This is a genomic window from Shewanella sp., from assembly GCF_048265805.1.
Taxonomy (GTDB): Bacteria; Pseudomonadota; Gammaproteobacteria; order Enterobacterales; family Shewanellaceae; genus Shewanella.
In genome coordinates this window covers 22,519-45,295 of the sequence record NZ_JBLXAT010000031.1, presented here as the reverse complement: position 1 = coordinate 45,295, position 22,777 = coordinate 22,519, and the positions used below count along the sequence as shown (strand labels likewise).

23 protein-coding genes and 1 pseudogene are annotated in these 22,777 nt (G+C 47.2%); 15 read left to right on the top strand and 9 right to left on the bottom strand.

From position 1 onward, the window contains the following. A pseudogene (locus tag ACN0TT_RS17440) lies at positions 1-519 on the top strand (alpha-amylase family glycosyl hydrolase); the annotation flags it as partial. 351 nt (positions 520-870) lie between these two features. Here ACN0TT_RS17440 and ACN0TT_RS17435 read toward each other — a convergent pair. Together ACN0TT_RS17435 and ACN0TT_RS17430 are read right to left on the bottom strand one after the other, a co-directional pair. Beyond that, positions 871-1,245 (bottom strand): DP-EP family protein, encoded by a 375-nt coding sequence (locus ACN0TT_RS17435; RefSeq protein ID WP_417763419.1) that lies wholly within the window; start codon positions 1,243-1,245, stop codon positions 871-873. Between the two features lie 10 nt (positions 1,246-1,255). Continuing rightward, on the bottom strand, positions 1,256-4,486 hold the full coding sequence (locus tag ACN0TT_RS17430; RefSeq protein WP_417763418.1) for a winged helix-turn-helix domain-containing protein: 3,231 nt from the start codon (positions 4,484-4,486) through the stop codon (positions 1,256-1,258). Between the two features lie 221 nt (positions 4,487-4,707). On the opposite strand from ACN0TT_RS17430, the gene ACN0TT_RS17425 reads away from it, so the two are divergent. Further along, on the top strand, positions 4,708-5,088 hold the full coding sequence (locus ACN0TT_RS17425) for a gamma-butyrobetaine hydroxylase-like domain-containing protein (protein WP_417763417.1): 381 nt from the start codon (positions 4,708-4,710) through the stop codon (positions 5,086-5,088). A gap of 10 nt (positions 5,089-5,098) precedes the next feature. On the opposite strand, the gene ACN0TT_RS17420 is transcribed toward ACN0TT_RS17425, so the two are convergent. The 3 genes from ACN0TT_RS17420 to ACN0TT_RS17410 all read right to left on the bottom strand — a co-directional run bounded on the left by ACN0TT_RS17420 (position 5,099) and on the right by ACN0TT_RS17410 (position 7,063). Next, complete coding sequence (locus tag ACN0TT_RS17420) at positions 5,099-6,193, bottom strand: MJ1255/VC2487 family glycosyltransferase (RefSeq protein WP_417763416.1); 1,095 nt, start codon at positions 6,191-6,193, stop codon at positions 5,099-5,101. A 3-nt stretch (positions 6,194-6,196) separates the two neighbouring features. Further along, a complete protein-coding gene (locus ACN0TT_RS17415; RefSeq protein WP_417763415.1) occupies positions 6,197-6,718 on the bottom strand; it encodes a phosphatase PAP2 family protein in 522 nt (173 codons plus the stop codon). A 96-nt stretch (positions 6,719-6,814) separates the two neighbouring features. Next, complete coding sequence (locus ACN0TT_RS17410; protein ID WP_417763414.1) at positions 6,815-7,063, bottom strand: YgjV family protein; 249 nt, start codon at positions 7,061-7,063, stop codon at positions 6,815-6,817. Between the two features lie 324 nt (positions 7,064-7,387). On the opposite strand from ACN0TT_RS17410, the gene rraA reads away from it, so the two are divergent. The 11 genes from rraA (at position 7,388) to ACN0TT_RS17355 (ending at position 16,541) form a co-directional block, all read left to right on the top strand. Further along, positions 7,388-7,873: a ribonuclease E activity regulator RraA gene (gene rraA, locus ACN0TT_RS17405; protein WP_417763413.1), complete on the top strand. Its 486-nt coding sequence runs from the start codon at positions 7,388-7,390 to the stop codon at positions 7,871-7,873. 231 nt (positions 7,874-8,104) lie between these two features. Next, entirely contained in the window at positions 8,105-8,860 is a 756-nt protein-coding gene (ubiE, locus tag ACN0TT_RS17400) for a bifunctional demethylmenaquinone methyltransferase/2-methoxy-6-polyprenyl-1,4-benzoquinol methylase UbiE (protein WP_417763412.1), read from the top strand. 1 nt (position 8,861) lies between these two features. Beyond that, a complete protein-coding gene (locus ACN0TT_RS17395) occupies positions 8,862-9,491 on the top strand; it encodes a ubiquinone biosynthesis accessory factor UbiJ (protein WP_417763411.1) in 630 nt (209 codons plus the stop codon). Continuing rightward, positions 9,488-11,140 (top strand): ubiquinone biosynthesis regulatory protein kinase UbiB, encoded by a 1,653-nt coding sequence (gene ubiB / locus ACN0TT_RS17390; protein ID WP_417763410.1) that lies wholly within the window; start codon positions 9,488-9,490, stop codon positions 11,138-11,140. Before ACN0TT_RS17395 ends, ubiB begins: the two co-directional genes overlap by 4 nt. A 63-nt stretch (positions 11,141-11,203) precedes the next feature. Next, positions 11,204-11,446, top strand: a complete 243-nt coding sequence (gene tatA / locus ACN0TT_RS17385; protein ID WP_417763409.1) for a Sec-independent protein translocase subunit TatA — start codon at positions 11,204-11,206, stop codon at positions 11,444-11,446. 6 nt (positions 11,447-11,452) lie between these two features. Next, on the top strand, positions 11,453-11,866 hold the full coding sequence (gene tatB, locus ACN0TT_RS17380; RefSeq protein ID WP_417763408.1) for a Sec-independent protein translocase protein TatB: 414 nt from the start codon (positions 11,453-11,455) through the stop codon (positions 11,864-11,866). Between the two features lie 3 nt (positions 11,867-11,869). Further along, positions 11,870-12,622: a twin-arginine translocase subunit TatC gene (tatC, locus tag ACN0TT_RS17375; protein WP_417763407.1), complete on the top strand. Its 753-nt coding sequence runs from the start codon at positions 11,870-11,872 to the stop codon at positions 12,620-12,622. Between the two features lie 75 nt (positions 12,623-12,697). Next, complete coding sequence (locus ACN0TT_RS17370; RefSeq protein ID WP_417763406.1) at positions 12,698-13,174, top strand: hypothetical protein; 477 nt, start codon at positions 12,698-12,700, stop codon at positions 13,172-13,174. Continuing rightward, a complete protein-coding gene (locus tag ACN0TT_RS17365; RefSeq protein WP_417763405.1) occupies positions 13,171-13,962 on the top strand; it encodes a TatD family hydrolase in 792 nt (263 codons plus the stop codon). Before ACN0TT_RS17370 ends, ACN0TT_RS17365 begins: the two co-directional genes overlap by 4 nt. 2 nt (positions 13,963-13,964) lie before the next feature. Beyond that, positions 13,965-15,866, top strand: coding sequence for a diguanylate cyclase (locus ACN0TT_RS17360; RefSeq protein ID WP_417763404.1), 1,902 nt, complete (start codon positions 13,965-13,967; stop codon positions 15,864-15,866). A gap of 138 nt (positions 15,867-16,004) precedes the next feature. Beyond that, positions 16,005-16,541 carry a TlpA family protein disulfide reductase gene (locus ACN0TT_RS17355; protein ID WP_417763403.1) on the top strand — a complete coding sequence of 179 codons (537 nt, stop codon included), beginning with the start codon at positions 16,005-16,007 and terminating at the stop codon, positions 16,539-16,541. 57 nt (positions 16,542-16,598) lie between these two features. Here the strand turns inward: ACN0TT_RS17355 and ACN0TT_RS17350 are convergent, their stop codons facing one another. Both ACN0TT_RS17350 and rhlB read right to left on the bottom strand, forming a co-directional pair. Continuing rightward, positions 16,599-17,462, bottom strand: a complete 864-nt coding sequence (locus tag ACN0TT_RS17350) for an exopolyphosphatase (protein WP_417763420.1) — start codon at positions 17,460-17,462, stop codon at positions 16,599-16,601. A gap of 51 nt (positions 17,463-17,513) precedes the next feature. Next, positions 17,514-18,809 carry an ATP-dependent RNA helicase RhlB gene (rhlB, locus tag ACN0TT_RS17345; RefSeq protein WP_417763402.1) on the bottom strand — a complete coding sequence of 432 codons (1,296 nt, stop codon included), beginning with the start codon at positions 18,807-18,809 and terminating at the stop codon, positions 17,514-17,516. 152 nt (positions 18,810-18,961) lie between these two features. Here rhlB and trxA point away from each other — a divergent pair, with 152 nt between their 5' ends. Further along, positions 18,962-19,288, top strand: a complete 327-nt coding sequence (gene trxA / locus ACN0TT_RS17340) for a thioredoxin TrxA (protein WP_238897094.1) — start codon at positions 18,962-18,964, stop codon at positions 19,286-19,288. A gap of 213 nt (positions 19,289-19,501) precedes the next feature. After that, a complete protein-coding gene (gene rho / locus ACN0TT_RS17335; RefSeq protein ID WP_417763401.1) occupies positions 19,502-20,764 on the top strand; it encodes a transcription termination factor Rho in 1,263 nt (420 codons plus the stop codon). A 144-nt stretch (positions 20,765-20,908) separates the two neighbouring features. Here the strand turns inward: rho and ACN0TT_RS17330 are convergent, their stop codons facing one another. Together ACN0TT_RS17330 and ACN0TT_RS17325 are read right to left on the bottom strand one after the other, a co-directional pair. After that, positions 20,909-21,841, bottom strand: a complete 933-nt coding sequence (locus ACN0TT_RS17330; RefSeq protein ID WP_417763400.1) for an SPFH domain-containing protein — start codon at positions 21,839-21,841, stop codon at positions 20,909-20,911. Continuing rightward, positions 21,838-22,764 (bottom strand): SPFH domain-containing protein, encoded by a 927-nt coding sequence (locus ACN0TT_RS17325; RefSeq protein WP_417763399.1) that lies wholly within the window; start codon positions 22,762-22,764, stop codon positions 21,838-21,840. Before ACN0TT_RS17325 ends, ACN0TT_RS17330 begins: the two co-directional genes overlap by 4 nt. Positions 22,765-22,777: the final 13 nt, after the last annotated feature.

Genomic DNA, 22,777 nt, shown 5'->3' with positions numbered 1-22,777 from the left:
GATGAACAAGCGCTGTTAACCTGCATGATGTATGTCGATTTAAATCCGATTCGCGCAGGCATTGCCGACAGCATTACCGACTCAGATTTCACCTCCATACAAGCACGCTTGAAAGAGCAGCAAAATCAACCCGTAGCGCCAGATGAAATCTCCGCTCCATCGCGAAAAAACAAACAACAAAACGCCACTACCACATTAAAACCTTTACTGCCTTTTGATGGCGCAACCCATGCAGACACGCAAAACGGTATTCCTTTCCATTTTGCTGACTACCTTGAATTGATTGACTGGACGGGACGTGCCATTCGGCGAGATAAGCGTGGAGCTATTGCAACATCAGCACCTAAGCTACTACTAACATTAGGCATTGCGACCGATGCATGGATGCAAAGTGCCATGGAGTTTAGCAAACAATATGCCCGCGCTTGTGGTAGTTGGGCGGCAATGTGCGAATTTAAAAGCCGCCAAGGCGGTAGATGGTGCCGTGGCAAGCAATACAGCAGTGAGCTGTATCAGTAACACAAACAGATAAACCGGCTTTTCATCAGTAACCAGTGAAACTAGCGTGGCGTTTCACCCACTTCGTATACCCCAAATCATGCGATTACACCGATTTGATCGCCGTCATACCAACAGAACGACGCTAAACAGCTTTATTTCTCACCTAAAAGCGGTTTAACAACAAAAGAACGAACTAAAGAAATAGCCTACAAAAATGATGTCTGTCCTTATATTTTTCGCGAAAATCCAAACAAAAGGAACAACCAACAAACACAATTCGTGGCTGTCCCAATTATTCTCTCGAAAATCCAAACAAAAGGAACAACCAACAAACACAATTCGTGGCTGTCTCAATTATTCTCTCTCGAATTATTTTGGACGATTAATCACCTGTGGATCTGGGCTAATTAGTGAGAGAGAGTTAATACTATTACTTAAGATTAGACGGAAACTTGTTGTACCTACAGAGTGGTCTAAATCGCTTAGATAAATTTCCTTTCCATCATTAGAAATAGCAACCTCATCCACAACCCCATCAAATGGAGTAACAAAACCAGCGCCTATGAACTTTAATTCACCAAAGACTGAAGCTACTTCAACTATTTGATAAGTAATAGTCCCACCTTCTTTCATTATGACATTACCAGTGCATTCAGCACCATTAATAGAGTAACTAAAAACAGGTTCATTTTCAGAATCAGCAGAAATACTAAGTTCTATAATTGTATTTTGTTCAGTGATCATTTTTTCATCCTTACATGTAGTGATTGAATACAGTTTCTTTAACACCTGACTTTTTAAGAATCTTTATTTGTTTATTACACTCGGCATAACGATTAAGTAAATAACAAGTTTGAACAAACGGCAATATCTTGGATATTGAACTATCATTGGATACCTTATCCTTCAAAACATTAAAAACTATATCGATAATATTTTTATATTCATCTTCATTAAGATTATTTTTTAACGATTGAGCTAAAATTAGCTTCGATGATATCCAATAAAAAAGATAATCATCATCTATTGTTGACAACTTACTCTCATCAAAATATTCTCCAGCTTTCTTAGATGAAGCAATAGATTCTTCATACTTTCCTTCGTAAAATGATTTATATGATTTTGCCAAATTTACTAACATAATATCAAAATCACTCAAATCTTTATTATAAATACCAAAAATTCCATATAAATCTACATTTTTATTTATAGGTAGTGAAAATATCTCCAACTGAATCCTTTCAATATCACTTTCCCATATTTTATTATTAGGATCCTGCTTTAGCGCTTCCTTCTTATTTTTTATTGACTCCAAGAATAAAGAATAACTTTTATTATAATCCTTCAAAAAATTGTAATATCTAGCTAGCAGCCTTTGATTATTGGATAAAATATCCAATAAATAAGCGTTGTTTGAAGTTTTAATACTCAATAAAATATCAATATTTTCATGAAGAGTTTTTATGGACAATTTGCTATTCCCAGCGGCATCATCAGCATTTGCGACCCAAGAGCGAGTATCAGCAATATCTGCTAATAAATGTTCATCATGAGGATTGATTTCAAGTAAATCTTCCTTAATAGATAATGCCTTTTCAAATAATTCTATGGCCTTATCATATCGCTGCAATTTCATTTCTACAGATCCTAAACTACTATTCGCGTATGAAAGTTCCATTAACGAATCATAATTTTTAGGTTCTATATCAACCATATTCTGACTAAAAAATAAGTAATCACCAAAATGCTTAGCAGCTCGTAACCAAACTGATGAATCATACTCCATCTGCCCTTGCCAAAACGCATTAGCGCCAAGGGACTTCAGCAATTCGAGGTTGTTGGGCTGCTGTTTTAATAGCGGCAAAAACTCCTGCTCTGCCGCGAGCAAGGCATTTTTGGCTTCATCGTTCTTGCCACGGGAGTAAGCCACTTCGCCAATGAGTTCCAAGGTTTGCCCATGCTGAAAACGGCCTTCAAAGCCCAAGGTTTTGTCCTGAATGTTGCCTTTGGCGGTAAAGTATTCCAGCGCCTTGCTGGAGATACCGTCCAGTAAGTCCATACGGCCAATGCTACGCAGCTTGTCGGCAAAATCACCCACCATAAAGCCCAGCAGGTTTTCTGCATCGAGCCTGCGGGCGTTAGCTTGCTGTTCGGCATCAATACTACGGGCGCTCATCAACACCGAAATCAGCGTCAGTGCTGCGAGCGTGGCGATAGTGCCACGACGTAGCCAACTGCGGCGTTTGGCGCGCTGCTGGGAAGCTTGAATAAACGCCTGCTCGGTGTCATCCAGCATGAGCAGCGGATTATCAGTAAGCTGCTTGGCATCTTGTAGCGGTTTACCCTCTTGCAGCAAGTAGGCACTCGCTCGCTGTTCGCTTTGCCAGCGGCTGGCGCTGTGTATCAACCGCGCTTGCTGCGCTAGCATCTCTTTATGTTGTTCAATCCATTCGCTGGCACGCGACCAACGGCGCAGTAACGCTTCATGGGCGATATGAAAGCTGGGTTCACCTTGATGCAGTTGTGAGACAAACAGCCGCCGTTCGACCATAGCTTCGACCAAGGCGCGTTCGCTGTCGCTTTGCAGTTGTTGCCATAGCGCACTACGACTGGTGACAGACTGCTCATCTTCACGCAAGGTAACTAGCAAGGACAACACCCGTGGCAGTGCTTGGCGTTGATTATCACTGAGTTTGGCGATAGCCTCTTCGGCGGTGACGCCAATGGCCCCTTCTAGCTCACCTAACTCGTGGTAAACACTCACTAACATGGTGCCGTCATCAGCGCGATTGAGGTACAGCTGCTGCAACATATATTGCAGCATTGGCAGCGCGTCGGGGTAGTTGGCCGCTTCACTGCAGAGGATTTCATCCAACGGGGTAGCAGTGCTTTCATCAACTTGCCAACTGAGCCCAGCAGCCACGGCGGGCAGACGGATCATCTGCAATAGTTCTTGGCGGCTTGGCGGCGCTAAGTCAAAGTGGGCACCACGGCCTTTACCAGCACGCAGGCTCTGGTAACTCACCAACTGTGGGTAAAATTCGTTACGGCAGGCACTGAGCAGTAATACCGCACCGCAGGTGGCCAGCTGTTCCAGCAGGTCAATCCATTGTTGCCGCTGTTGCTCATCAAACGCTGGTGAAGATAACAATACTTCGAGACGATCAATAAACAGCCCAAAACGGCAGTTATTGTGGCGATGAGCTTGTGTGTGAGCCGCCAAGCGGTTCAGTACCGCTGTGGCATCTTGCTGCAGTTGGCTGGCGAGCGTGTCGGCGCTTTCGCCAGCGAGCACTGGCATGTCGTCCAGTTCCCAATCGAGCATGGCGGAACCGAGCGCTAGCCATAGATTGTCACCACTGACATCCGCCATATCCAGTGTGGCATACGTCAGCAGTTGTACGCCGTAGGCGCCCTGTGCGGTCATGAGATTAGGCATAATGCCTGCGTTGATTAGCGATGATTTACCGCTACCACTCGGGCCCAGCACTAAGCAGAAGTCGCGCCCATATTTGACTTGTTGGCCGATGCGTTCCAGCAGCAATTGGATCTGCTCACTGCGGCCAAAAAACACCTCGGCATCTTCAGCGCTAAAGGCGCGCAAGCCTGGGAAAGGGGATTCGCCTTGCCACGCGGGCGTAGTCGCCACCGCTTGCTCAGAGCCAACAGGAAAGCGCACCTCGGCCAGCGTGCGATAACCACGTTTGCGGATGGTTTCAATGTAGATCGGCGCAGTAGCGCTATCGTCCAACGCCCGCCGCAGTTGAGCGATGGTTTTATGCAGTGGGTTGTCGCCCGTATCAATGCCCGCCCAGCAGTGTTCTAGCAGTTCATCGCTGCTAATGACGTCACCTGCGTGCTGACACAAGTAGCTGAGCACATCCATCGCTTTAGGTTCGAGCTGTCGTTTTTTACGTCCCTGTTGCAATGTATTCGCGACGGGGCTTACCTGCCACTCGCCGAAAAAAAAGATGTGTTCCGCCATGAAACGATTCCCATGTGGTCAATAATTTGTCAGTGCAGCAAAAATCTGACACATCAAGGCATTATGTCAATGTTAACATCTAATCACCAGTCACTTTTATTAACAAGCTGTGTAAATTTAGTTACAAGGATGAGATGGTAAAAATGCGATACATATGGGGTTTTATTTTGCAGCGGTTCAGGCGATCATAGCGCGAAGTGAGTGATGTTAAGGAATATCTTATGAGCAGCCACACAGTGACCAATCTCAAGCTCAAGCGTAAATCCCGTTTGTTAGAGATCACCTTTGGCGATGGTAGCGTGCACCAATTAACCTGCGAGTTTTTACGGGTTAACTCCCCTTCTGCCGAAGTACAAGGCCACGGTAACCCCAAGTTGGTGACCCACAAACGCAATGTGAATATCAGTGCCATGGAACCAGTAGGCAACTACGCCGTTAAAATCGTATTTGATGATGGCCACGATAGCGGTTTGTTCTCGTGGGATCTGCTGCATGACTTTTGTGAAAATCAGCAAGCTTACTGGGAGCAATACTTAGCGCGCTTGCGTGCTGAAAAAGGTTCACGTGAGCCGTTGATTGCGATGAACATCAGCTACAACTAAGCCATTACCCTCAGCGCGCGAGCGGGCCAACAATGGCTTCGCCCAGCGCGCGATTATCCCGCTTAGAACGCCAGCTATCGGGCAATACCACCTGCTGCCACAATGTTTGACATAAGCTTTGTGGGTCATGCCAATCACCCGCCAACAGCCAAGGGACTAACACTTCACCTACATCCGGATAGTGAATGGGTTGCGGATTATTGCCTTTAAGCCACCGTTTAAGCACTTGTGAGTCAAGCGTGTACATGTGGTCAGCTGCGGCCAGTAACGCCAATGCTGCTACATTGGATAACTGTTCAAACTGCCCCTGTAACGGTTTAACCAGTAATTTTTTGCCTAAGGCCATCGCTTCGCTGGCTAGCTCAAAACCCGCATTACCAATAACCCCACTGCAACACCCCATATCCCGCTTAAATCCCTCGCGATTAAAGCCATGCCAATGAATGTGGTCTGCTAGTTCAGGCGGTGCAGCACTGGCGTGATATACCAAAAATTGGTAATCGCTCAGTGGGCTGAGTAACGCGGCAATATCGCTGGCTGATTCAAACGGCAAATAGACTAAAATAATGTGCGCCTGCCGCTTTGCTTGGCTATCCACCTCAACAAACGGCGGCAAAATGGGGTAACCAAAATGGTGCCAGTGACAACCGAGCGCCAGATCGGCCGGGGCAAAGTTTTCCAGCAACCAATCATTAAACCAACTATTGCCAGCTTTAGGCACAGGGTAACGTAATGCCGCTTGGTGGCTAATACTGATGCACTTAACCCCTTGGCGCTTAGCTGCCCATGCTGTGATCGGTTCAAAGTCATTGAGTACCAGATCGTATTGGCTTAAATCTAGCTGCCGAATATCACGCCATAAACGCCATAACGAGTTATCGACTACCGTAGCAGGCACATTGATTTTGCCGTTGCGGGTGACAAACGACAGCCCTGCCCGCACTTGATACTCACCAAAAGGTGCCATATCAAAGTAGCCTGCGGCCGCACGGCCAGAGAATAGATAGTCAACCTCCACTTGATGGTTGGCAAAGGCCTTCGCCATGACGCGAGCGCGGCTTAAATGACCATTTCCGGTGCCTTGAACACCGTACAAAATGCGCATGTTTTATCCTTGCAGGCAGTAAGAAGCATAGAAGGTGGCACTACTACCGAGCAGCATGCCCGCGATGATATCGGTGGGATAATGCACGCCAAGCACCACGCGCGAGCAAGCCACCAATGACGCCCACAGTAATAATGGCAAGGTCAACATCGGTAGCTCCAGCGCCAGCGCGGTAGCAAATACAAAAGCTGCGGCGGTATGGCCGGACGGCAAACTAAAGCGATCAGAAGGTTCAAAATCAACGGCGATATCAGCCGCTAATGTATGGCAAGGGCGCGTTCGGCGAATGGTATGTTTCAGTAACAAGTAAAACGGCAGCTCAATTAAAAATGCGGCCAGCAACAGGTTGAAGAGGTGCTGCCCTTGTTCATAAAACAGTAGCAACAACACAGCAATGTAGAGATAAAGCGGCCCATTGCCTGAGGCTGAACAAGCAAGCGCCAATGAACGTAAGCGATATTTACGCCCCAAATAGAGTAGTTGGCAAAAGCCTAAGCGATCCCATTCTGCGAGTCGTAGCAGCATAGCGGTCACTCCTGTGCATCGTATGCGGGCTAAATTAGCTAACCGCGATGACGTGAGAGTGACAGTTGCTCGACAGTTTTATGACAAAGTTGATGATTAAGCGGTTACCGGCTCGGAAGATTTATTGCGATATAAGCGCACCAGATGAACGATATTAACAATAGCGACAAAGCCGTTCATCACTGCGACGGGCATGGCATTAATCGAAATACCGTAAGCCACAAACAGCACGCAGCCGACAAAGTTTATCCAGCGCAGCCAGATAATATCTTTCATCATCAGAGAGATAGCGACCATCAATGAAGCAGCGTAACCTACAATTTCCACGGTATTTAGTGTATCCATATTCAGGTACCTCAAACCAGCAAGGCCCTCTGCCATCCATAAGCTAAGTGGGGGATCCGTGCCCCTAAAGCAGCAACAAAATTAGAGAAAGGAATTTTTAAGGCGCATATAATAGCAGATCGCAGTAGATCGGGTCATGCAATTTCACGGTAAACTGAAGTGCAGATCACGGGGGTTACTGCTGGAAGGGCGCATTGAAATAGGTGTAAATCTCATAACTTGCGTGACTAAATACACTTTTCTTTTGAAGAAACCCTTATATACTGACGATGTTGTGCTAACCCTTGTCCAACAAGGCCGAGCTGAAAAAACAGGAGTAATAAAATGGAATACAACACTTCCGAACTGTGTGATATGTACCTGGATGTTGTTGATGTAGTAGAACCCATGTTCAGTAACTATGGTGGCTGCAGTTCCTTTGGTGGTGCGATTTGCACGATCAAATGTTTTGAAGACAACGGTCTGATCCTTGACGTATTGCAAGAAGACGGAGAAGGCAAAGTACTGTTAGTTGATGGTGGTGGTTCATTACGTCGCGCACTGGTTGATGCAGAAGTGGCTGAACTGGCTGTGAAAAACAACTGGGAAGGCATTGTTATCTACGGTAGCGTGCGCGAAGTGGATGCACTGGAAGACCTCGACATCGGCATTCAAGCCTTGGCGTCTATCCCTGTCGGTGCTGATGCCAATGCGGTGGGTGAAGTCGACATTCCGGTTAACTTTGGCGGGGTTACCTTCTTACCGGGCGACCATATCTACGCCGACAATACAGGCATTATCCTGTCGCCAGAGCCGCTTGATATTGAATAAACCGCATTAACGCCGTAAAAGCCGACCTCAAGTGTCGGCTTTTTTGTCGGGGTAAACTCTGAGCCGATCACTATTCACAACGCACGGTTTGTGGTCTAATGCACCACCTAAATTATCAGCGATATGCCTAATTTTTAAGGGATGATCACACCCTGAAACGAAAGGGTTTTAGTACATCAGTATTAGCGCATACACTTTCACGCAATTTATAGCAGTCATAGGAATACACGAATGTCTGAAGACTCATCCAAGAGCACCCATTTTGGTTTTAAAACAGTTGAAGCCGATAAGAAAGCGGATATGGTCGCAGGTGTTTTCCACTCGGTAGCCACACGTTACGACATCATGAATGATGTACTGTCTTTTGGTATTCATCGTCTTTGGAAACGTTTTACCATTGAGTGTGCCGGCGCTCGCCCAGGCATGAAAGTATTGGATTTGGCCGGTGGTACGGGTGACTTGACCGCCAAATTCTCTCGCTTAGTTGGCGACACAGGTGAAGTAATATTGGCCGATATTAACGATTCCATGCTCAAAGTTGGTCGTAGCAAACTGCGCGATAAAGGCATTGTGAATAATGTTAACTATGTCCAAGCCAACGCTGAAAACCTGCCATTCCCCGACAATACCTTTGACATTATCACCATCGCTTTCGGGCTGCGTAACGTGACCGATAAAGATGCAGCATTGAAGTCAATGCAACGTGTATTGAAGCCAGGTGGCAAATTGCTGGTGTTGGAATTTTCTAAGCCTAAACACGCCATCATGAACAAAGCCTATGACCTGTACAGCTTTAAGATGCTGCCAATGATCGGCAAGATGATCGCACACGATGCCGACAGCTATGAGTATCTGGCAGAATCTATTCGTATGCACCCCGATCAAGAAACGCTGAAAGGCATGATGGAAAACGCAGGCCTTGAGCAAGTGGATTACATCAACATGACCGATGGCGTTGTGGCACTGCACCGTGGGTACAAGTTCTAAGATGCAATTCACTCCAGTCCATCAATGGCGTTTGCTGTGCTGCGGCGCCATTGAAACGGCACTCGCTAAGGCGATGAGCCTCTCTACCATTGAGCCCAACAAACTAAAGCCACTGCTCGGCAAAGTGTTTTGCTTTGAGCTGTCAGAGTTGTCATGGCCGATGTATTGGGTATTTAGCGACGAAATCCAAATCCTAAGCGATTACAGCGCTGCGGTAGATGTACGCGTTAAAGCGGATGCCACGCAGTTGCTAAAATTGCGTGAAGGACAAAACCTGACCGAGTTGATCAAACAAGATAAACTCAGTATTGAAGGTGATTTGGCCTTGCTGCAACAGTTTAGCCAGTTTTTGCAACAGCTGAATCCAGATGTGGTTGAGCCGCTGTCGCGTTACATTGGTGATGCGCCAACACACTGGCTAACAACGGGGCTGGCGCGCGCTGGCAGCGAGTTGCGCACCGTCGCCAGTAAAACTTGGTCACACCTTGGGCAACTAGCCACTGAGGAATACCAAGTTGCGCCGCACAAGCTTGAATTTATTCGCCAGTGCGACAGAATTGAGGAGCTTGTGACTCAAGTCACTTCGCTTGAGCAACGTATCGCTAAATTGAAGGACATCACCACTCCATGAGTTTCCTCAGCAGTATCAAAAGAGCCTATCAGGTCGTCGCTATTTTCCTGCACTACGGGTTGGATGAGTTACTGCCGAAAAAGATGACTCCTTGGTACTTTCGCTTATGGCGTCGTAGCCTATTTTGGCTGCGCAATAAACATAAGCAAAAAGCGGGGGGCGAACGTCTCAAACTGGCAATGCAGGAACTGGGGCCGGTTTACATTAAATTTGGTCAGATGCTGTCGACTCGCCGAGATTTGCTCAGCGACGAATGGGCTTATGAACTGGCGATGCTACAAGATCGCGTGCCACCGTTTGATTCGACATTGGCGCGCACAGCGATAGAAACTGAGCTTAAAGCGCCAATTGAATCATTATTTGATGATTTTGATGACAAGCCGTTGGCCTCAGCATCTATCTCACAAGTGCATACTGCCACGCTAAAATCGAACGGCAAAAAAGTGGTGCTTAAGGTACTGCGCCCGAACGTTGAAAAGCAGATTTTGGCGGATTTGCAACTGATGAGCCAAACCGCACATCTGCTTGATAGTCTGCTGGGACAAGGCAACCGCCTACGCCCAGCCGAAGTGGTTGATGATTACCGCACCACGATTCTGGGCGAACTTAACCTCAAGCTTGAAGCGCTAAATACCGTACGTTTACGCAATAACTTCCTCGATTCTAATGCGCTGTATGTGCCTTATGTGTATGAAGATTTATGCTATCCACGCTTAATGGTGATGGAACGTATTAACGGTATTCCGGTATCCGATATTGCGGCACTGAAAGCGCAAGGCACTAATTTACAACGGCTGGCCGAGAAAGGCGTTGAGCTGTTTTTTACTCAGGTATTTCGCGATAATTTTTTCCACGCCGATATGCATCCCGGCAACATCTTTATCTCGCGCGAAAATCCACAAGACCCACATTACATTGGGCTCGACTGCGGCATTATGGGCACGCTGAGCGATACCGACACCCGTTATTTGGCGGAAAACTTTTTAGCGTTTTTCAATCGCGATTATCACCGTATTGCACAACTGTATGTTGAGTCCGGTTGGGTATCAGCAGATACCGATATGCAAGCGTTTGAACAAGCGGTGAAAGTGGTGTGTGAGCCGATGTTCAACAAGCCGCTGAACGAGATCTCCTTCGGCCACGTGCTACTGGAGTTGTTTCGCACCGCGCGCAGCTTTCACATCATAGTACAGCCACAGTTAGTGCTGCTGGAAAAAACCCTGCTTTATATCGAAGGATTGGGACGGCAGCTCTACCCACAATTGGATTTGTGGAAAACCGCTAAGCCGTTTCTCGAACAGTGGATGGCGCAACAAGTTGGGCCTAAGGCAATGTTTTCGAAAGCGAAAACCCAGCTGCCTTATTGGTCTGACAAACTGCCAGAGCTGCCAGAACTGATCTACGATAATCTCAAACTTGGACGCAATCTGCTGGGCAATCAACAGCAGATGCTGGATAGATATCTGCGCCATCAACAACGGTCGCATACAAGTAATTATCTGCTAATTACATCTGCGGTTTTGTTGATCTGTGGCACGATATTATTCACTCAGGACGTTACACTTTGGGGCGCAAATGCCTGCGTGAGCGCTGGAGCGATAATCTGGTTACTCGGATGGCGATCCAGACCAAAGATCCGAAAATTTTAATTCGTTATTTACTAATCAACGGTTCATAATAGAGCCGAAAAATTGATTCAAGAGGAAACCTTCATGGGTGGTATCAGTATTTGGCAACTTCTTATCGTCGCATTGATCGTAGTTCTATTATTCGGAACGAAAAAACTGCGCGGCATTGGTGGTGATCTGGGCGGTGCAATCAAAGGCTTTAAGAAAGCTATGTCTTCTGAAGAAGAGCAGAAAAAATCTCTTGAAGATACTGCAGCAACAAAAGACAACGCTGCTGAAACCAACGAGCAGCCTAAATCTGAGTCCAAGGAAAAAGAACAGGCGTAATCCTATATGTTCGACGGTATCGGTTTTTCCGAGCTGCTGCTGATCGGGATTTTGGGGCTGGTGGTTCTCGGCCCCGAACGTCTACCGATTGCAGTGCGCACGGTTTCCGGTTGGATCCGCGCTATGAAGCGAATGGCCAATTCGGTTAAAGACGAGCTTGAGCAAGAACTTAAGCTTGAAGAGTTGCAGGCCGATCTTAAAAAGGCTGAGCAAAAGGGCCTTGGCAACCTGTCGCCAGAACTTAAAGATTCTCTCGATCAGCTCAAAGAAGCTGCGCAGGCAGTTAATCGTCCCTATGAGATTGACTCATCACCATTTTCTAAAAATCCGCCCAAGTTTCACGACGACAGTGAAACTGGCAGCATATCGGTGACTCCTGCTCCAACCGCTGATTCTGAAAAAGATAAAAAAAGCGAGTAATCCATGTCGCAACAGCAGCCGTTAATCAGTCATTTGCTGGAACTGCGCAATCGTTTGCTCAGAGCCATTGCCAGTGTTTTGCTGGTATTTGTTTGCCTAGTGTATTGGGCAAAAGATATTTATCACTACGTCGCCTTGCCGTTACTGCAAGCGATGCCTGAAAGCGGCACTATGATTGCCACCGATGTGGGAGCGCCGTTCTTTGCGCCATTTAAGCTCACCATCGTGTTGTCGCTGTTTATTGCGATTCCTTACGTGCTGTTTCAAATCTGGTCCTTCGTGGCACCCGGTTTGTACAAGAATGAAAAGCGTCTAGTTTTTCCACTGTTAGTGAGCAGTACCTTACTGTTCTATCTCGGTATTGTGTTTGCGTATTATGTGGTCTTTCCCGTGGTGTTTGGCTTCTTTGCCAACGTTGCCCCTGAAGGCGTGCAAGTCGCCACCGATATTAGTAGTTATCTAAACTTCATTCTCAAATTGTTCTTTGCTTTCGGTTTAGCCTTTGAAATTCCCATCGCGGTCGTATTGCTTTGCTGGGCGGGAGTTACAACACCTGAAGACTTGAAGTCAAAACGTCCATATATTGTGGTGGGTGCCTTTGTAGTCGGTATGTTACTGACCCCGCCTGATGTGTTATCACAGACCATGTTAGCAGTCCCTATGTTGCTGCTATTTGAAGGTGGTTTGTTAGCCGCGCGTTTCTACAGACCCGCTGCAGATGAAGAGGATGAAACTGAGGAAACCGAGCAGCCCTAACGCGAGTAACGCTAGTAACCTATTGCGCATCATATTAAGATAACGACATTATTTGATTGATAAGGGACGTTTTTGATGCGCCACCTATGGTTAGCTATGTTATCAGTAGGTTTCACGCTGCCAGCAATGGCCTCAGTTGAACAATCATTGCAGCAATGTGTTCAGATAACCAATGATACACAACGCCTCGCCTGCTTTGATGAACTCAGCGCATCAATCAATACCGCAAACATTCAGATAGAGGTAGCTACACCAGCTACCTCATCTGTACCCTCGCCCAGCAGTTCTGCCGTTGATCGTTTTGGCGCCAAGCCGAAAGAAGCCATCAACGAACCTGACGAGATCAAGCTCACAGTTGCCAGTATTAATAAATCGCCCCGCGGTGCCTTAATTATTACTTTTGAAAATGGCCAGATCTGGCGGCAACTGCAAGCTCAACGTTATCGCTTGCGTCCAGGCGATAAGGTAACCATTGAAAAAGCGGCTTTGGGGTCATTCCTTCTGCGAGCGGAAGGACGTAATCAGTCTACAAGAGTGCAACGCGAACAGTGAGTCGCTACATAGATATCGCCGTCAATCTGTTAGGTAGCAGTCTAGAATCACACGCAGAGCAAGTGATTGTTGACGCCGCTGCTGCGGGCGTATCGCCACTGATACTGATCGGTAGCGAACTAGATGAAAGCGCACGTTGCATTAGTCTCTGCCAGCAATACCCACAACAGCTTTACTGTACTGCAGGTGTGCATCCTCATCATGCAAGCAGTTGGCAGCTTAACAGTGTTGAGCGGCAGCGAGAGTTATGCGCCGCCAATGCCGTTGTGGCGGTTGGTGAATGCGGTTTGGACTTTAACCGCAACTATTCAACCCCAGTGGAACAACGCCAAGCGTTTGCCGCCCAACTGGCATTAGCCGTTGAGTTGCAGCTGCCAGTATTAATGCATGAACGTGATGCGCACCAAGAATTTCTGGCCATGGTGCAAGAATATCGTCCACAGCTCAAAGGGGCGCTATTACATTGCTTTACGGGTGATATTGCACAGGCAGAAGCCTATTTAGCACTCGATCTGCATCTTGGGGTGACAGGTTGGGTCTGTGATGAACGACGCGGTCAAGCCCTTGCCGAAGCGGTCACTATCATCCCAAACAATCGATTATTGTTAGAGACAGACAGTCCCTATCTGTTACCGCGAACACTGAGACCCAAACCTAAATCGAGTAAAAACTTACCGCAATACTTGCCCCATATTGCCGATTATGTTGCGCAGTTACGGCAACAACCCGCGGAAGAATTGGCCAACCAGTGCTATAACAATAGTTTGCGTTTCTTCGGACTGGATTAAGCATGGGATATTGGCTGAAAGGTTTAGCTGGATTGTTATTGCTGCTCATGTGCAGTTCTGCTGCCGCAATTGAGGTCAGTAACAGTAAAGCGCTTGATATGGCACTTGTTCCTTACGCTTTAGTCACCGAACAACCAGCTCATGTCAGTTTCGAACAAATTCTACAATTATCTGCAGACCAGTGGCACCCCGCCAATGATGGGACACCACTCAAAATGGGGCTGAAAGGCTGGTGGTTTTACGTAAAATTATCACAAGCAGGTGTGGGCCAACGTGACCGCATTATAGAAATAGCTAATCCCAACATTGACCGACTGACTATTTATCACAGCATCAATGGTGTATTAGTTGAACAGAAAGTCCTTGGTGACACCTTACCCTTCTCACAACGTCCACAAGCACATGCTAATTTCCTCCTGCCATTTGAGATGAATGAGGGAGAACAACATGAGTTTTGGCTTCATTTAAGTTCGGAAGGCAGTAATTATCTACCGGTGCACTTGTGGTCGCCCAGTGCATTAATGCAGCGCCACCAACCTCGGGAGCTAATTAAAGGGTTCCAGCTGGGGATCTTATGTGCCATCGGATTATTTTCGTTATTTATGGCATTAGTGACCCGCTCGTTTACTTATGGCTATTACTCAGTCTATGTGTTGCTAATGGCTTTGTTGGTTGGTTGTATGAATGGCACTGCCTTTCAGTACCTTTGGCCAAAATTTCCGACTCTGCAGCAGATTGTATTGCCATTAACCATTCCTTTAATCGTCGCATTTTGTGCCCTGTTTACCGAGAAGACTTTACTGCTCAAATATCACAGCATACCTATGCTACGTATTTGCCGCGCGATGGCGGCAGTATCAATAGTCTGCGCCGCTATAACGTTAGTGGTGAGCCAGTATGCTGGGCTGTTTTTGGGCATGGTACTGGTAATAACGGGATGTTTAGCATTGGCAGTGATGACCATCATGCAGGCGGTCGCGGGTAATAAGCTAGCCCAACTTTATGCCTTTTCATCATTAGGGGTCATTATTGGTTCACTATTGACGTGTAGCCAATATTTCGGTCTGATTGTACTGCCCGTTAACCCAAATACACCGATCCTGATCGGCCTAACAGTAGAGATCATCTTGAAAGCAGCCGTCTTGGCTATCCGTTATAACGAGGAACGCAAAGCCAAGGCCGATATTCAACAGCAGGCATTATTACAAGCTGAACGTATTAGAGAAGCCAAAGAGGAAGCACTGCAAAACGAAGCCGAAAGCAACGCACGGCTAGAACGTATGGTACAAGAGCGCACCTTAGAGCTGGAGTTTGCCTTGCGTGAACTGAATGACGTCAACCATAAGCTTACTGAACAAACGCAAATCGATAGCCTGACTGGCGTGCGCAACCGCGCTAGCTTTGAAAAACGTTTACAGGCGGAAGGACGCATTAGCCGTCGGCAGCAAACACCACTCGCCTTACTAATGTTGGATATCGATCATTTCAAAACCATTAACGACACCTTTGGCCACCTCGCGGGGGATGCCACCTTGAAGGCTATCGGAGAAACGTTGCGCACCAATTTGAAGCGTCCGGGCGATATCGTCTGTCGCTTTGGTGGTGAGGAGTTTGCTGTCATTCTGCCGAATACTGATACCGAAGGCGCATTAGCACTGGCAGAAACGTTACGCATCGCGGTGTCAAATCTCAATGTGCATTGGAATACCCAAAAAGTACCACTCACAGTGAGCATTGGTGTTAGCTCCAATATTATTCACTCAGATGATCACATAACCTTGGTATTGAGTGAAGCGGATAAAGCGCTCTATCGTGCTAAAAAGCAAGGACGCAATCAGGTCTGCCTCTATCAACCAGAACAGGACGCCGAGCCCACACTTGGGGTCTTGGCGCCAAACGCTTAATGTCGCATTGCGGCCTACAACTGCCTTTTAAAAAACTTTAGTGATCCCTGTAACAGCCGTAACGTTGCGCACTTCTCAACCTTAATCAACAGTGCTTCAATCAAGCAAGACTAGAGTCACAGTTGTTAAGGACGTAGAATGCATAACCATATAAAAGCATTTCTGGCGACTACTGCTATCTTTTTTGCTGGTCACAGCGTTGCAGATCCAGGATGCAGTTTTGAAGAAAATCAGGGGGGCTTCATGTCCACCTGTAAGCAGGAGAAACAAGAAGTGATATTAACGGGTGTGGTTAATGGTCATAAACTCGTGACAGAGCTGCCACCATTTATGAGCGGCTATGAAGAGTATCAAGTTGATACCACGGCAATTTCGCCAATTAAAGCTGTTACTAAACCTACTGAAATTGTTGTAATTATCGGTACTTGGTGCCCCGATTGTCACCGTGAAACACCGCGCTTTATTCGCATCATGGAAGCGGTGAACAACCCAAATATTAAGGTGACGTTCATCGGCGTTGATCGTCAAAAACAAGATCCTGACGGCCTAGCCGCGAAATACGATTTCAAACGCATTCCAACCTTTATGGTGATCCAAGACGGTAAGGAGATTGGCCGTATTGTGGAACGTCCAACTGAGTCGTTAGAAAAAGATTTGGCTAACATCCTTAAATAGCCACTCGCTAACCACGTTAAAGGCTCCCACGGGAGCCTTTATTATTTCGGCTGCATATCACGTTAACCGCTGCTGTAACATTAACAAGACGCCTTCTCGCAAGGCCCCGCCTGACAGGCTGAGTTGACTAATTTGCAGTTGTTGAAAGAGCGCCAGCAAGATAGCTACGCCAGCGGCAAAGGTTGGCGCACGCTCAGGTGATAAACCCACGATGTGCGTAAGTGATAGAGAGGTTTGACTGAGGATCTCTTGTTTGAGCGCTTCCAGCACAGGATAAGTGATAGTTTCCGATACGCCGCGATGTTGCAACACTTCCACCACCGATTGCACCGCACCAGATGCCCCAACCACCGTGTGCCAACCAAGCGTCAATAACTGTTGTCGATATTCGGCTAGACAGCTAGCAACTGCGGCCGCAGCGTCATCAAAATCTAATGGCTGTAGCGGCGCTTCACTAAAAAATTGGCGATTAAATGTCACCGAACCAAAGGGTAAGCTAGTTTTAAATAGCAGTTGTTCACCATCACCGATAATAAACTCAGTGCTGGCGCCACCGATATCGATCACTAGACGGCGCCCTTCACTGTGCGTCGTCGCCACCATGCCTTGATAGATCAACTCGGCTTCACGCATGCCGCATATCACTTCAATCGGGTGGCCTAATATGGGGAGCGCACGACGATTAAATTCATCGGCGTTGTTGATAGAACGCAGTGTGGCGGTAGCAATCACCGCCACGGCATCTTTGCCCACTTTGTGTTGCTGCAACATGGCGGCGAACATTTGCAAACAATCGAGCCCGCGTAACATCGCCTCTTCTGTCAGCGTACCATCAGCCGCTATGCCCTCTGCCAGCCGCACCTTACGCTTGTATTTAGCAATAATTTGCGGCTGATTTCCGACAGTGTGCGCAACCAGCATATTGAAACTATTAGAACCAAGCGTGATAGCTGCGTACGACTTCAAGATGACTTATTTCCTGCGGCTGCGGTCACTACTGCTGCGGCGTGGACGGCCAGTATTACTGCGTTCACGCTTCGCACCGGAACTGTTTACGGGACGGCGACGCTGGATCTTAACAGGCGCAGGAACATCGCTAAGCAACGCATCGCTGTCATAAGAGCTCACAGGGATTGAGTGCTGAATGTAGCTTTCAATCGCGGGTAAGTTCAGCGCGTATTCTTCACAAGCAAAGCTGACAGAAATACCTTTGTGACCCGCGCGGCCAGTACGACCGATACGGTGCACGTAATCTTCGCAATCATCTGGCAGGTCAAAGTTGTACACATGAGTCACGTCAGCAATGTGCAAGCCACGGGCGGCCACATCGGTAGCCACCAGAATATCCAACTCACCTTTGGTAAATTGGTCGAGAATTTTCAGGCGTTTTTTCTGTGGGACATCACCCGTCAGCAGACCGACACGGTGACCATCACCTTCCAACCAGCTCCAGAGGTTTTCACACTGATGCTTGGTATTGGCAAAAACAATCGCTTTATCTGGCCAGTCTTCTTCAATCAGACTGAGCAGCAACAACACCTTGTCTTTCATCGACGGATAGAACAACTCTTCTTTGATGTTGCGTGAAGTCTTCTCTTCCGGTGCAATTTCGACTTTGACGGGATCATTCATGTGATCATAAGCCAGTTCCTGCACTTTCATCGATAACGTGGCAGAGAACAGCATATTCAAACGATCAGCAGCATCCGGCATACGACGGAACAGGAAGCGGATATCTTTAATAAAGCCGAGATCGAACATACGATCGGCTTCATCCAGCACCACAGCTTGAATCGAGTTTAAGTTGATAACGCCTTGACGTACATAGTCGATGATACGGCCGGTGGTACCCACCAGAATATCAACGCCTTGATCTAAGACTTTACGTTGGGTTTCGTACGCCTCACCACCATAAACGATACCGAGTTTTAACCCAGTATGTTTGGCTAACAAGCTCCCGTCTTTGGCAATTTGAATCGCCAATTCACGGGTAGGTGCCATAATGATTGCACGCGGTTGATTTAACTGGCGCCCTTCTGGACTAGCGGTCGTCAACAAGTGGTTAAACGTTGCTACCAAGAACGCTAATGTTTTACCAGTACCCGTTTGTGCTTGTCCGGCAATGTCCTTACCTTGCAACAGCACAGGCAAAGATAACGCTTGAATGGGTGTACAGTGTTCGTAGCCAGTTTCTTGCAACGCGGCGAGCACTTGAGGCTGCAACGGCAAGTCGGCAAATTTTTGTTGGGATAAATGTGTTTCGCTCATAGCGGAGAAGCATAGCAGTTAGGGTTGCAATAAGATATACGATAGTTTGAAATAGCCACAAGGGAAAATGGCGACTTGAAACGCTGTTTTGTGGCCCAATATAAAGGTTAAGCCGATTACATACCAGTAAAGGCACCCATTTGGAGAACATCATGAGTGACAAAATTATCTACGTAAGCGATGACAGCTTTGGTAACGACGTGCTGAAATCTGACACACCAGTATTGGTAGACTTCTGGGCCGAATGGTGCGGACCATGTAAAATGGTGGCGCCAATCCTCGATGACTTAGCTGGTGAATACGAAGGTAAACTGACTATCGCCAAACTTAACGTTGACCAAAATAACACAACTACAGTGAAGTATGGTGTGCGCAGCATCCCAACTTTGTTGTTGTTCAAAAACGGTGAGCTGGCTGCAACGAAAGTTGGCGCGCTGTCTAAAACTCAATTAAGAGAGTTTATTGACGCTCAAATCTAAGCCATTAGGCTAAGTTTTGAGTGACGTCCAACACGCTCTTATCTAAAAAGCGTGTTGGACGGTCTAAATCTCTGGACGATCCCATCTTTCAGTGCTAACGTATTAACCAGATTCTATCTAAACCCACTTCTTCGCAGTTCAATCATCCTTCTTCGAGTCAATAATTGAGTGGTTGACCGCGTAGCTTTTTCGCTAAAACAAGACCCACCAGAAATGAACTTAAGTGAATTAAAAAACAAGTCTATTGCTGACTTAGTCGCGCTGGCCGAAGCCATGAACATCGAGAACATGGCGCGTGCCCGTAAGCAAGATATTATTTTCGCCATTCTGAAAGCCCACTCTAAAAGTGGTGAAGACATTTTTGGCGGTGGTGTGCTGGAGATTTTGCAAGACGGATTCGGATTTTTACGTAGTGCCGATGGTTCTTATCTTGCAGGCCCCGATGACATTTATGTGTCGCCGAGCCAAATTCGCCGATTCAACATGCGCACGGGTGACACCATTTTTGGTAAAATCCGCCCGCCAAAAGAAGGCGAACGCTATTTCGCACTGCTGAAAGTCGCTGAAGTCAACTTCGACAAACCTGAAAACTCCCGCACAAAAATCCTGTTTGAGAACTTAACCCCGCTACATGCAGAAGAACGTCTGCGAATGGAACGTGGTAACGGTTCGACCGAAGATATCACTGCTCGTATTCTGGATTTGTGTTCACCTATCGGTAAAGGTCAACGTGGTTTGATTGTTGCTCCGCCAAAAGCGGGTAAAACCATGCTGCTGCAAAACATTGCGCAATCTATCAGCTACAACAACCCTGAAGTGACCTTGATGGTGTTGCTGATTGACGAACGTCCTGAAGAAGTGACCGAAATGCAACGTCTGGTGAATGGTGAAGTTATCGCCTCAACCTTCGACGAACCAGCAAGCCGCCACGTTCAAGTTGCGGAAATGGTGATCGAAAAGGCCAAACGTTTAGTTGAACATAAAAAAGACGTGGTGATTTTGCTCGATTCTATCACTCGTCTAGCGCGTGCTTACAACACCGTCGTACCTTCATCAGGTAAAGTACTGACCGGTGGTGTAGATGCTAACGCACTGCATCGTCCGAAGCGTTTCTTTGGTGCTGCACGTAACATCGAAAACGGTGGTAGCTTGACCATTATCGCCACTGCGTTGATCGACACGGGTTCGAAAATGGACGAAGTGATTTACGAAGAGTTTAAAGGTACTGGTAACCAAGAGTTACACCTGTCTCGTAAAGCGGCTGAAAAACGTATCTTCCCAGCGATTGACTTCAACCGCTCAGGTACACGTCGTGAAGAGAAACTCACTTCTGCTGATGAACTGCAGAAAATGTGGATCCTGCGTAAAATCCTCAACCCAATGGATGAAGTTAGCGCGATGGAATTCCTGATCGACAAATTGGCGATGAGCAAAACTAACGATGAGTTCTTTAGCGCTATGAAGCGTTCTAAGTAATCTGTTGGTTAACCCCATAAAAAGCCGCTCATTAGCGGCTTTTTTGTTTTAGGAATTTCATCTAATCAAGTGCCAATGCAAAGGTCAGCGACTAGTGCCGACCTAAAACTAGCAACCTATGTTAGCGCGGGACAGCTTAGCACGTTATTGTGGTTTTTCCTCTAACCCAACGGTGGTCATCCACTGTTCAAAGTCGATAATATTCGCGGGCACAATGACGCGGTTGCCCGCTTTTCCTAGCTCACCCAGCGTTGCCAGATATTGCTCACCCAGTTGCATCCGCAGCGCATTTTCGCCGCCCGGCGCACTAATGACGGCTGCCAGTTTCTCAATCGAATCGGCTGTGGCTCTAGCGATTGATAGGATCTCTTCGGCGCGACCTTCCGCTTCATTAACACGGCGCTGCATTTCCCCCTCGGAGACGTTAATCATCTCCTGCTTCACCCCTTCAGAGCGATTGATGCGGCTTTGCTTGTCGCCTTCACTTTTTGCCAATAACGCACGGCGTTCACGTTCCGCATTCACCTGCATCTCCATGGCATTTTTCACGGTTTCCGGTGGAGCGATGTTTTTGATCTCGTAGCGGTGCACCCGAATCCCCCAGCTTGCACCGGCTTGATCTAAGACTTCAACCACCTTGGCGCTAATCAAATCGCGCTCCTCAAAAGTGCGGTCCAGTTCTAAGGTACCGATCACTGAGCGGGTGGTCGTTTGCGCTAATTGAATCGCGGCATAACGGTAGTTGGTTACGCCATAGCTGGCTTTAATTGGGTCAACCACTGACATGTAGATCACCCCATCCACTTCAACATTCACCTCATCACTGGAGAAACACTCTTGCGGCGGTACGTCGATGGTTTCCTCTTTCAAATCGTGAATGTAGGCGACTTTGTCCACAAACGGGATCAGTGCGTGAAAACCGGCATCCAAAGTAGCGTGGTATTTACCTAGGCGTTCGACAATATAAGCTGATTTGGTGGGCACTAAGCGAATAGAGCGAAACAGGTTCACAATGAACACCAAAAAGATAACGCCCCAAATGCCAAGTACGATTAAATCGGTATCGACGTTGTTCATGCTTTTACTCCTTTAGCCGCATTCACACTACCAGCCACTTGCTGCATCCCCTCAAAAAAACCTTCCAGCTTGGCGAGTTCCGTTGGTACGACAGCCACTTCTGACTTTTTCATGATAGCGCCGAGTTGATCAATAAATTGCTCTTTTAACTGCATATTCATCGCCTCATTACCGCCGTTAACCGCAATGGCTTTGGCTACCATACTCATAGCTTCAGCTTGCGCATTTGCTACGATGGCAATCTCTTGTGCGGTACCTTTAGCTTCGTTGATGCGCTGCTGCTTTTTACCCTCAGAAATGTTGATCGCTTCTTGACGCTCGCCTTGCGACATATTGATGGTAGCTTCTTTCTCAGCGCTCGCGAGGGTGATTTCCGCCCGCTTACGGCGTTCCGCTTCCATCTGTTTCTCAAGCGTGTGGATCACATGGCGCGACGGGGTAATGTTTCTGATTTCGTAGCGCAACATCTTGATGCCCCAAGGGTTTGAAGCTTCATCTATTTCGCGCACAATCGATTCATTGAGGTTGTCACGTTCTGAAAAAGTTTGGCTAAGACTCAGCTTACCGATTTCTGAGCGCATGGTGGTTTGCGCCAAATTGATGGCGGCCAAGCGATAATCTTCGATACCGTAACTAGCAAGCTTGCCGTCCATCACCCGCAGATAGACCAAGCCATCGACTTCCAGTTGGATATTATCTTTTGAGATACAGCTTTGTGGGGGTACGTCGAGCACCTGCTCGCGGGTGTCGTGTTTATATGCCACACGATCAAAGAACGGAATAAGAAAATGAAATCCTGGTGCTAATACAGTGCGAAATTTTCCTAATCGTTCAATCACATGTACTTCACGCATCGGTACAATCAACATAAGCTTGTACAGAATGAACAGCACCAACAAAAATAGGATGGTAATGGTTAACATTGCAATCTCCCTG

Bases quoted from the DNA above. Each gene is read 5' to 3' on its own strand.
- ACN0TT_RS17435 (WP_417763419.1), bottom strand. From the start codon at position 1,245: ATGATCACTGAACAAAATACAATTATAGAACTTAGTATTTCTGCTGAT.
- ACN0TT_RS17430 (WP_417763418.1), bottom strand. From the start codon at position 4,486: ATGGCGGAACACATCTTTTTTTTCGGCGAGTGGCAGGTAAGCCCCGTC.
- ACN0TT_RS17425 (WP_417763417.1), top strand. From the start codon at position 4,708: ATGAGCAGCCACACAGTGACCAATCTCAAGCTCAAGCGTAAATCCCGT.
- ACN0TT_RS17420 (WP_417763416.1), bottom strand. From the start codon at position 6,193: ATGCGCATTTTGTACGGTGTTCAAGGCACCGGAAATGGTCATTTAAGC.
- ACN0TT_RS17415 (WP_417763415.1), bottom strand. From the start codon at position 6,718: ATGCTGCTACGACTCGCAGAATGGGATCGCTTAGGCTTTTGCCAACTA.
- ACN0TT_RS17410 (WP_417763414.1), bottom strand. From the start codon at position 7,063: ATGGATACACTAAATACCGTGGAAATTGTAGGTTACGCTGCTTCATTG.
- rraA (WP_417763413.1), top strand. From the start codon at position 7,388: ATGGAATACAACACTTCCGAACTGTGTGATATGTACCTGGATGTTGTT.
- ubiE (WP_417763412.1), top strand. From the start codon at position 8,105: ATGTCTGAAGACTCATCCAAGAGCACCCATTTTGGTTTTAAAACAGTT.
- ACN0TT_RS17395 (WP_417763411.1), top strand. From the start codon at position 8,862: ATGCAATTCACTCCAGTCCATCAATGGCGTTTGCTGTGCTGCGGCGCC.
- ubiB (WP_417763410.1), top strand. From the start codon at position 9,488: ATGAGTTTCCTCAGCAGTATCAAAAGAGCCTATCAGGTCGTCGCTATT.
- tatA (WP_417763409.1), top strand. From the start codon at position 11,204: ATGGGTGGTATCAGTATTTGGCAACTTCTTATCGTCGCATTGATCGTA.
- tatB (WP_417763408.1), top strand. From the start codon at position 11,453: ATGTTCGACGGTATCGGTTTTTCCGAGCTGCTGCTGATCGGGATTTTG.
- tatC (WP_417763407.1), top strand. From the start codon at position 11,870: ATGTCGCAACAGCAGCCGTTAATCAGTCATTTGCTGGAACTGCGCAAT.
- ACN0TT_RS17370 (WP_417763406.1), top strand. From the start codon at position 12,698: ATGCGCCACCTATGGTTAGCTATGTTATCAGTAGGTTTCACGCTGCCA.
- ACN0TT_RS17360 (WP_417763404.1), top strand. From the start codon at position 13,965: ATGGGATATTGGCTGAAAGGTTTAGCTGGATTGTTATTGCTGCTCATG.
- ACN0TT_RS17355 (WP_417763403.1), top strand. From the start codon at position 16,005: ATGCATAACCATATAAAAGCATTTCTGGCGACTACTGCTATCTTTTTT.
- ACN0TT_RS17350 (WP_417763420.1), bottom strand. From the start codon at position 17,462: ATGCTGGTTGCGCACACTGTCGGAAATCAGCCGCAAATTATTGCTAAA.
- rhlB (WP_417763402.1), bottom strand. From the start codon at position 18,809: ATGAGCGAAACACATTTATCCCAACAAAAATTTGCCGACTTGCCGTTG.
- trxA (WP_238897094.1), top strand. From the start codon at position 18,962: ATGAGTGACAAAATTATCTACGTAAGCGATGACAGCTTTGGTAACGAC.
- rho (WP_417763401.1), top strand. From the start codon at position 19,502: ATGAACTTAAGTGAATTAAAAAACAAGTCTATTGCTGACTTAGTCGCG.
- ACN0TT_RS17330 (WP_417763400.1), bottom strand. From the start codon at position 21,841: ATGAACAACGTCGATACCGATTTAATCGTACTTGGCATTTGGGGCGTT.
- ACN0TT_RS17325 (WP_417763399.1), bottom strand. From the start codon at position 22,764: ATGTTAACCATTACCATCCTATTTTTGTTGGTGCTGTTCATTCTGTAC.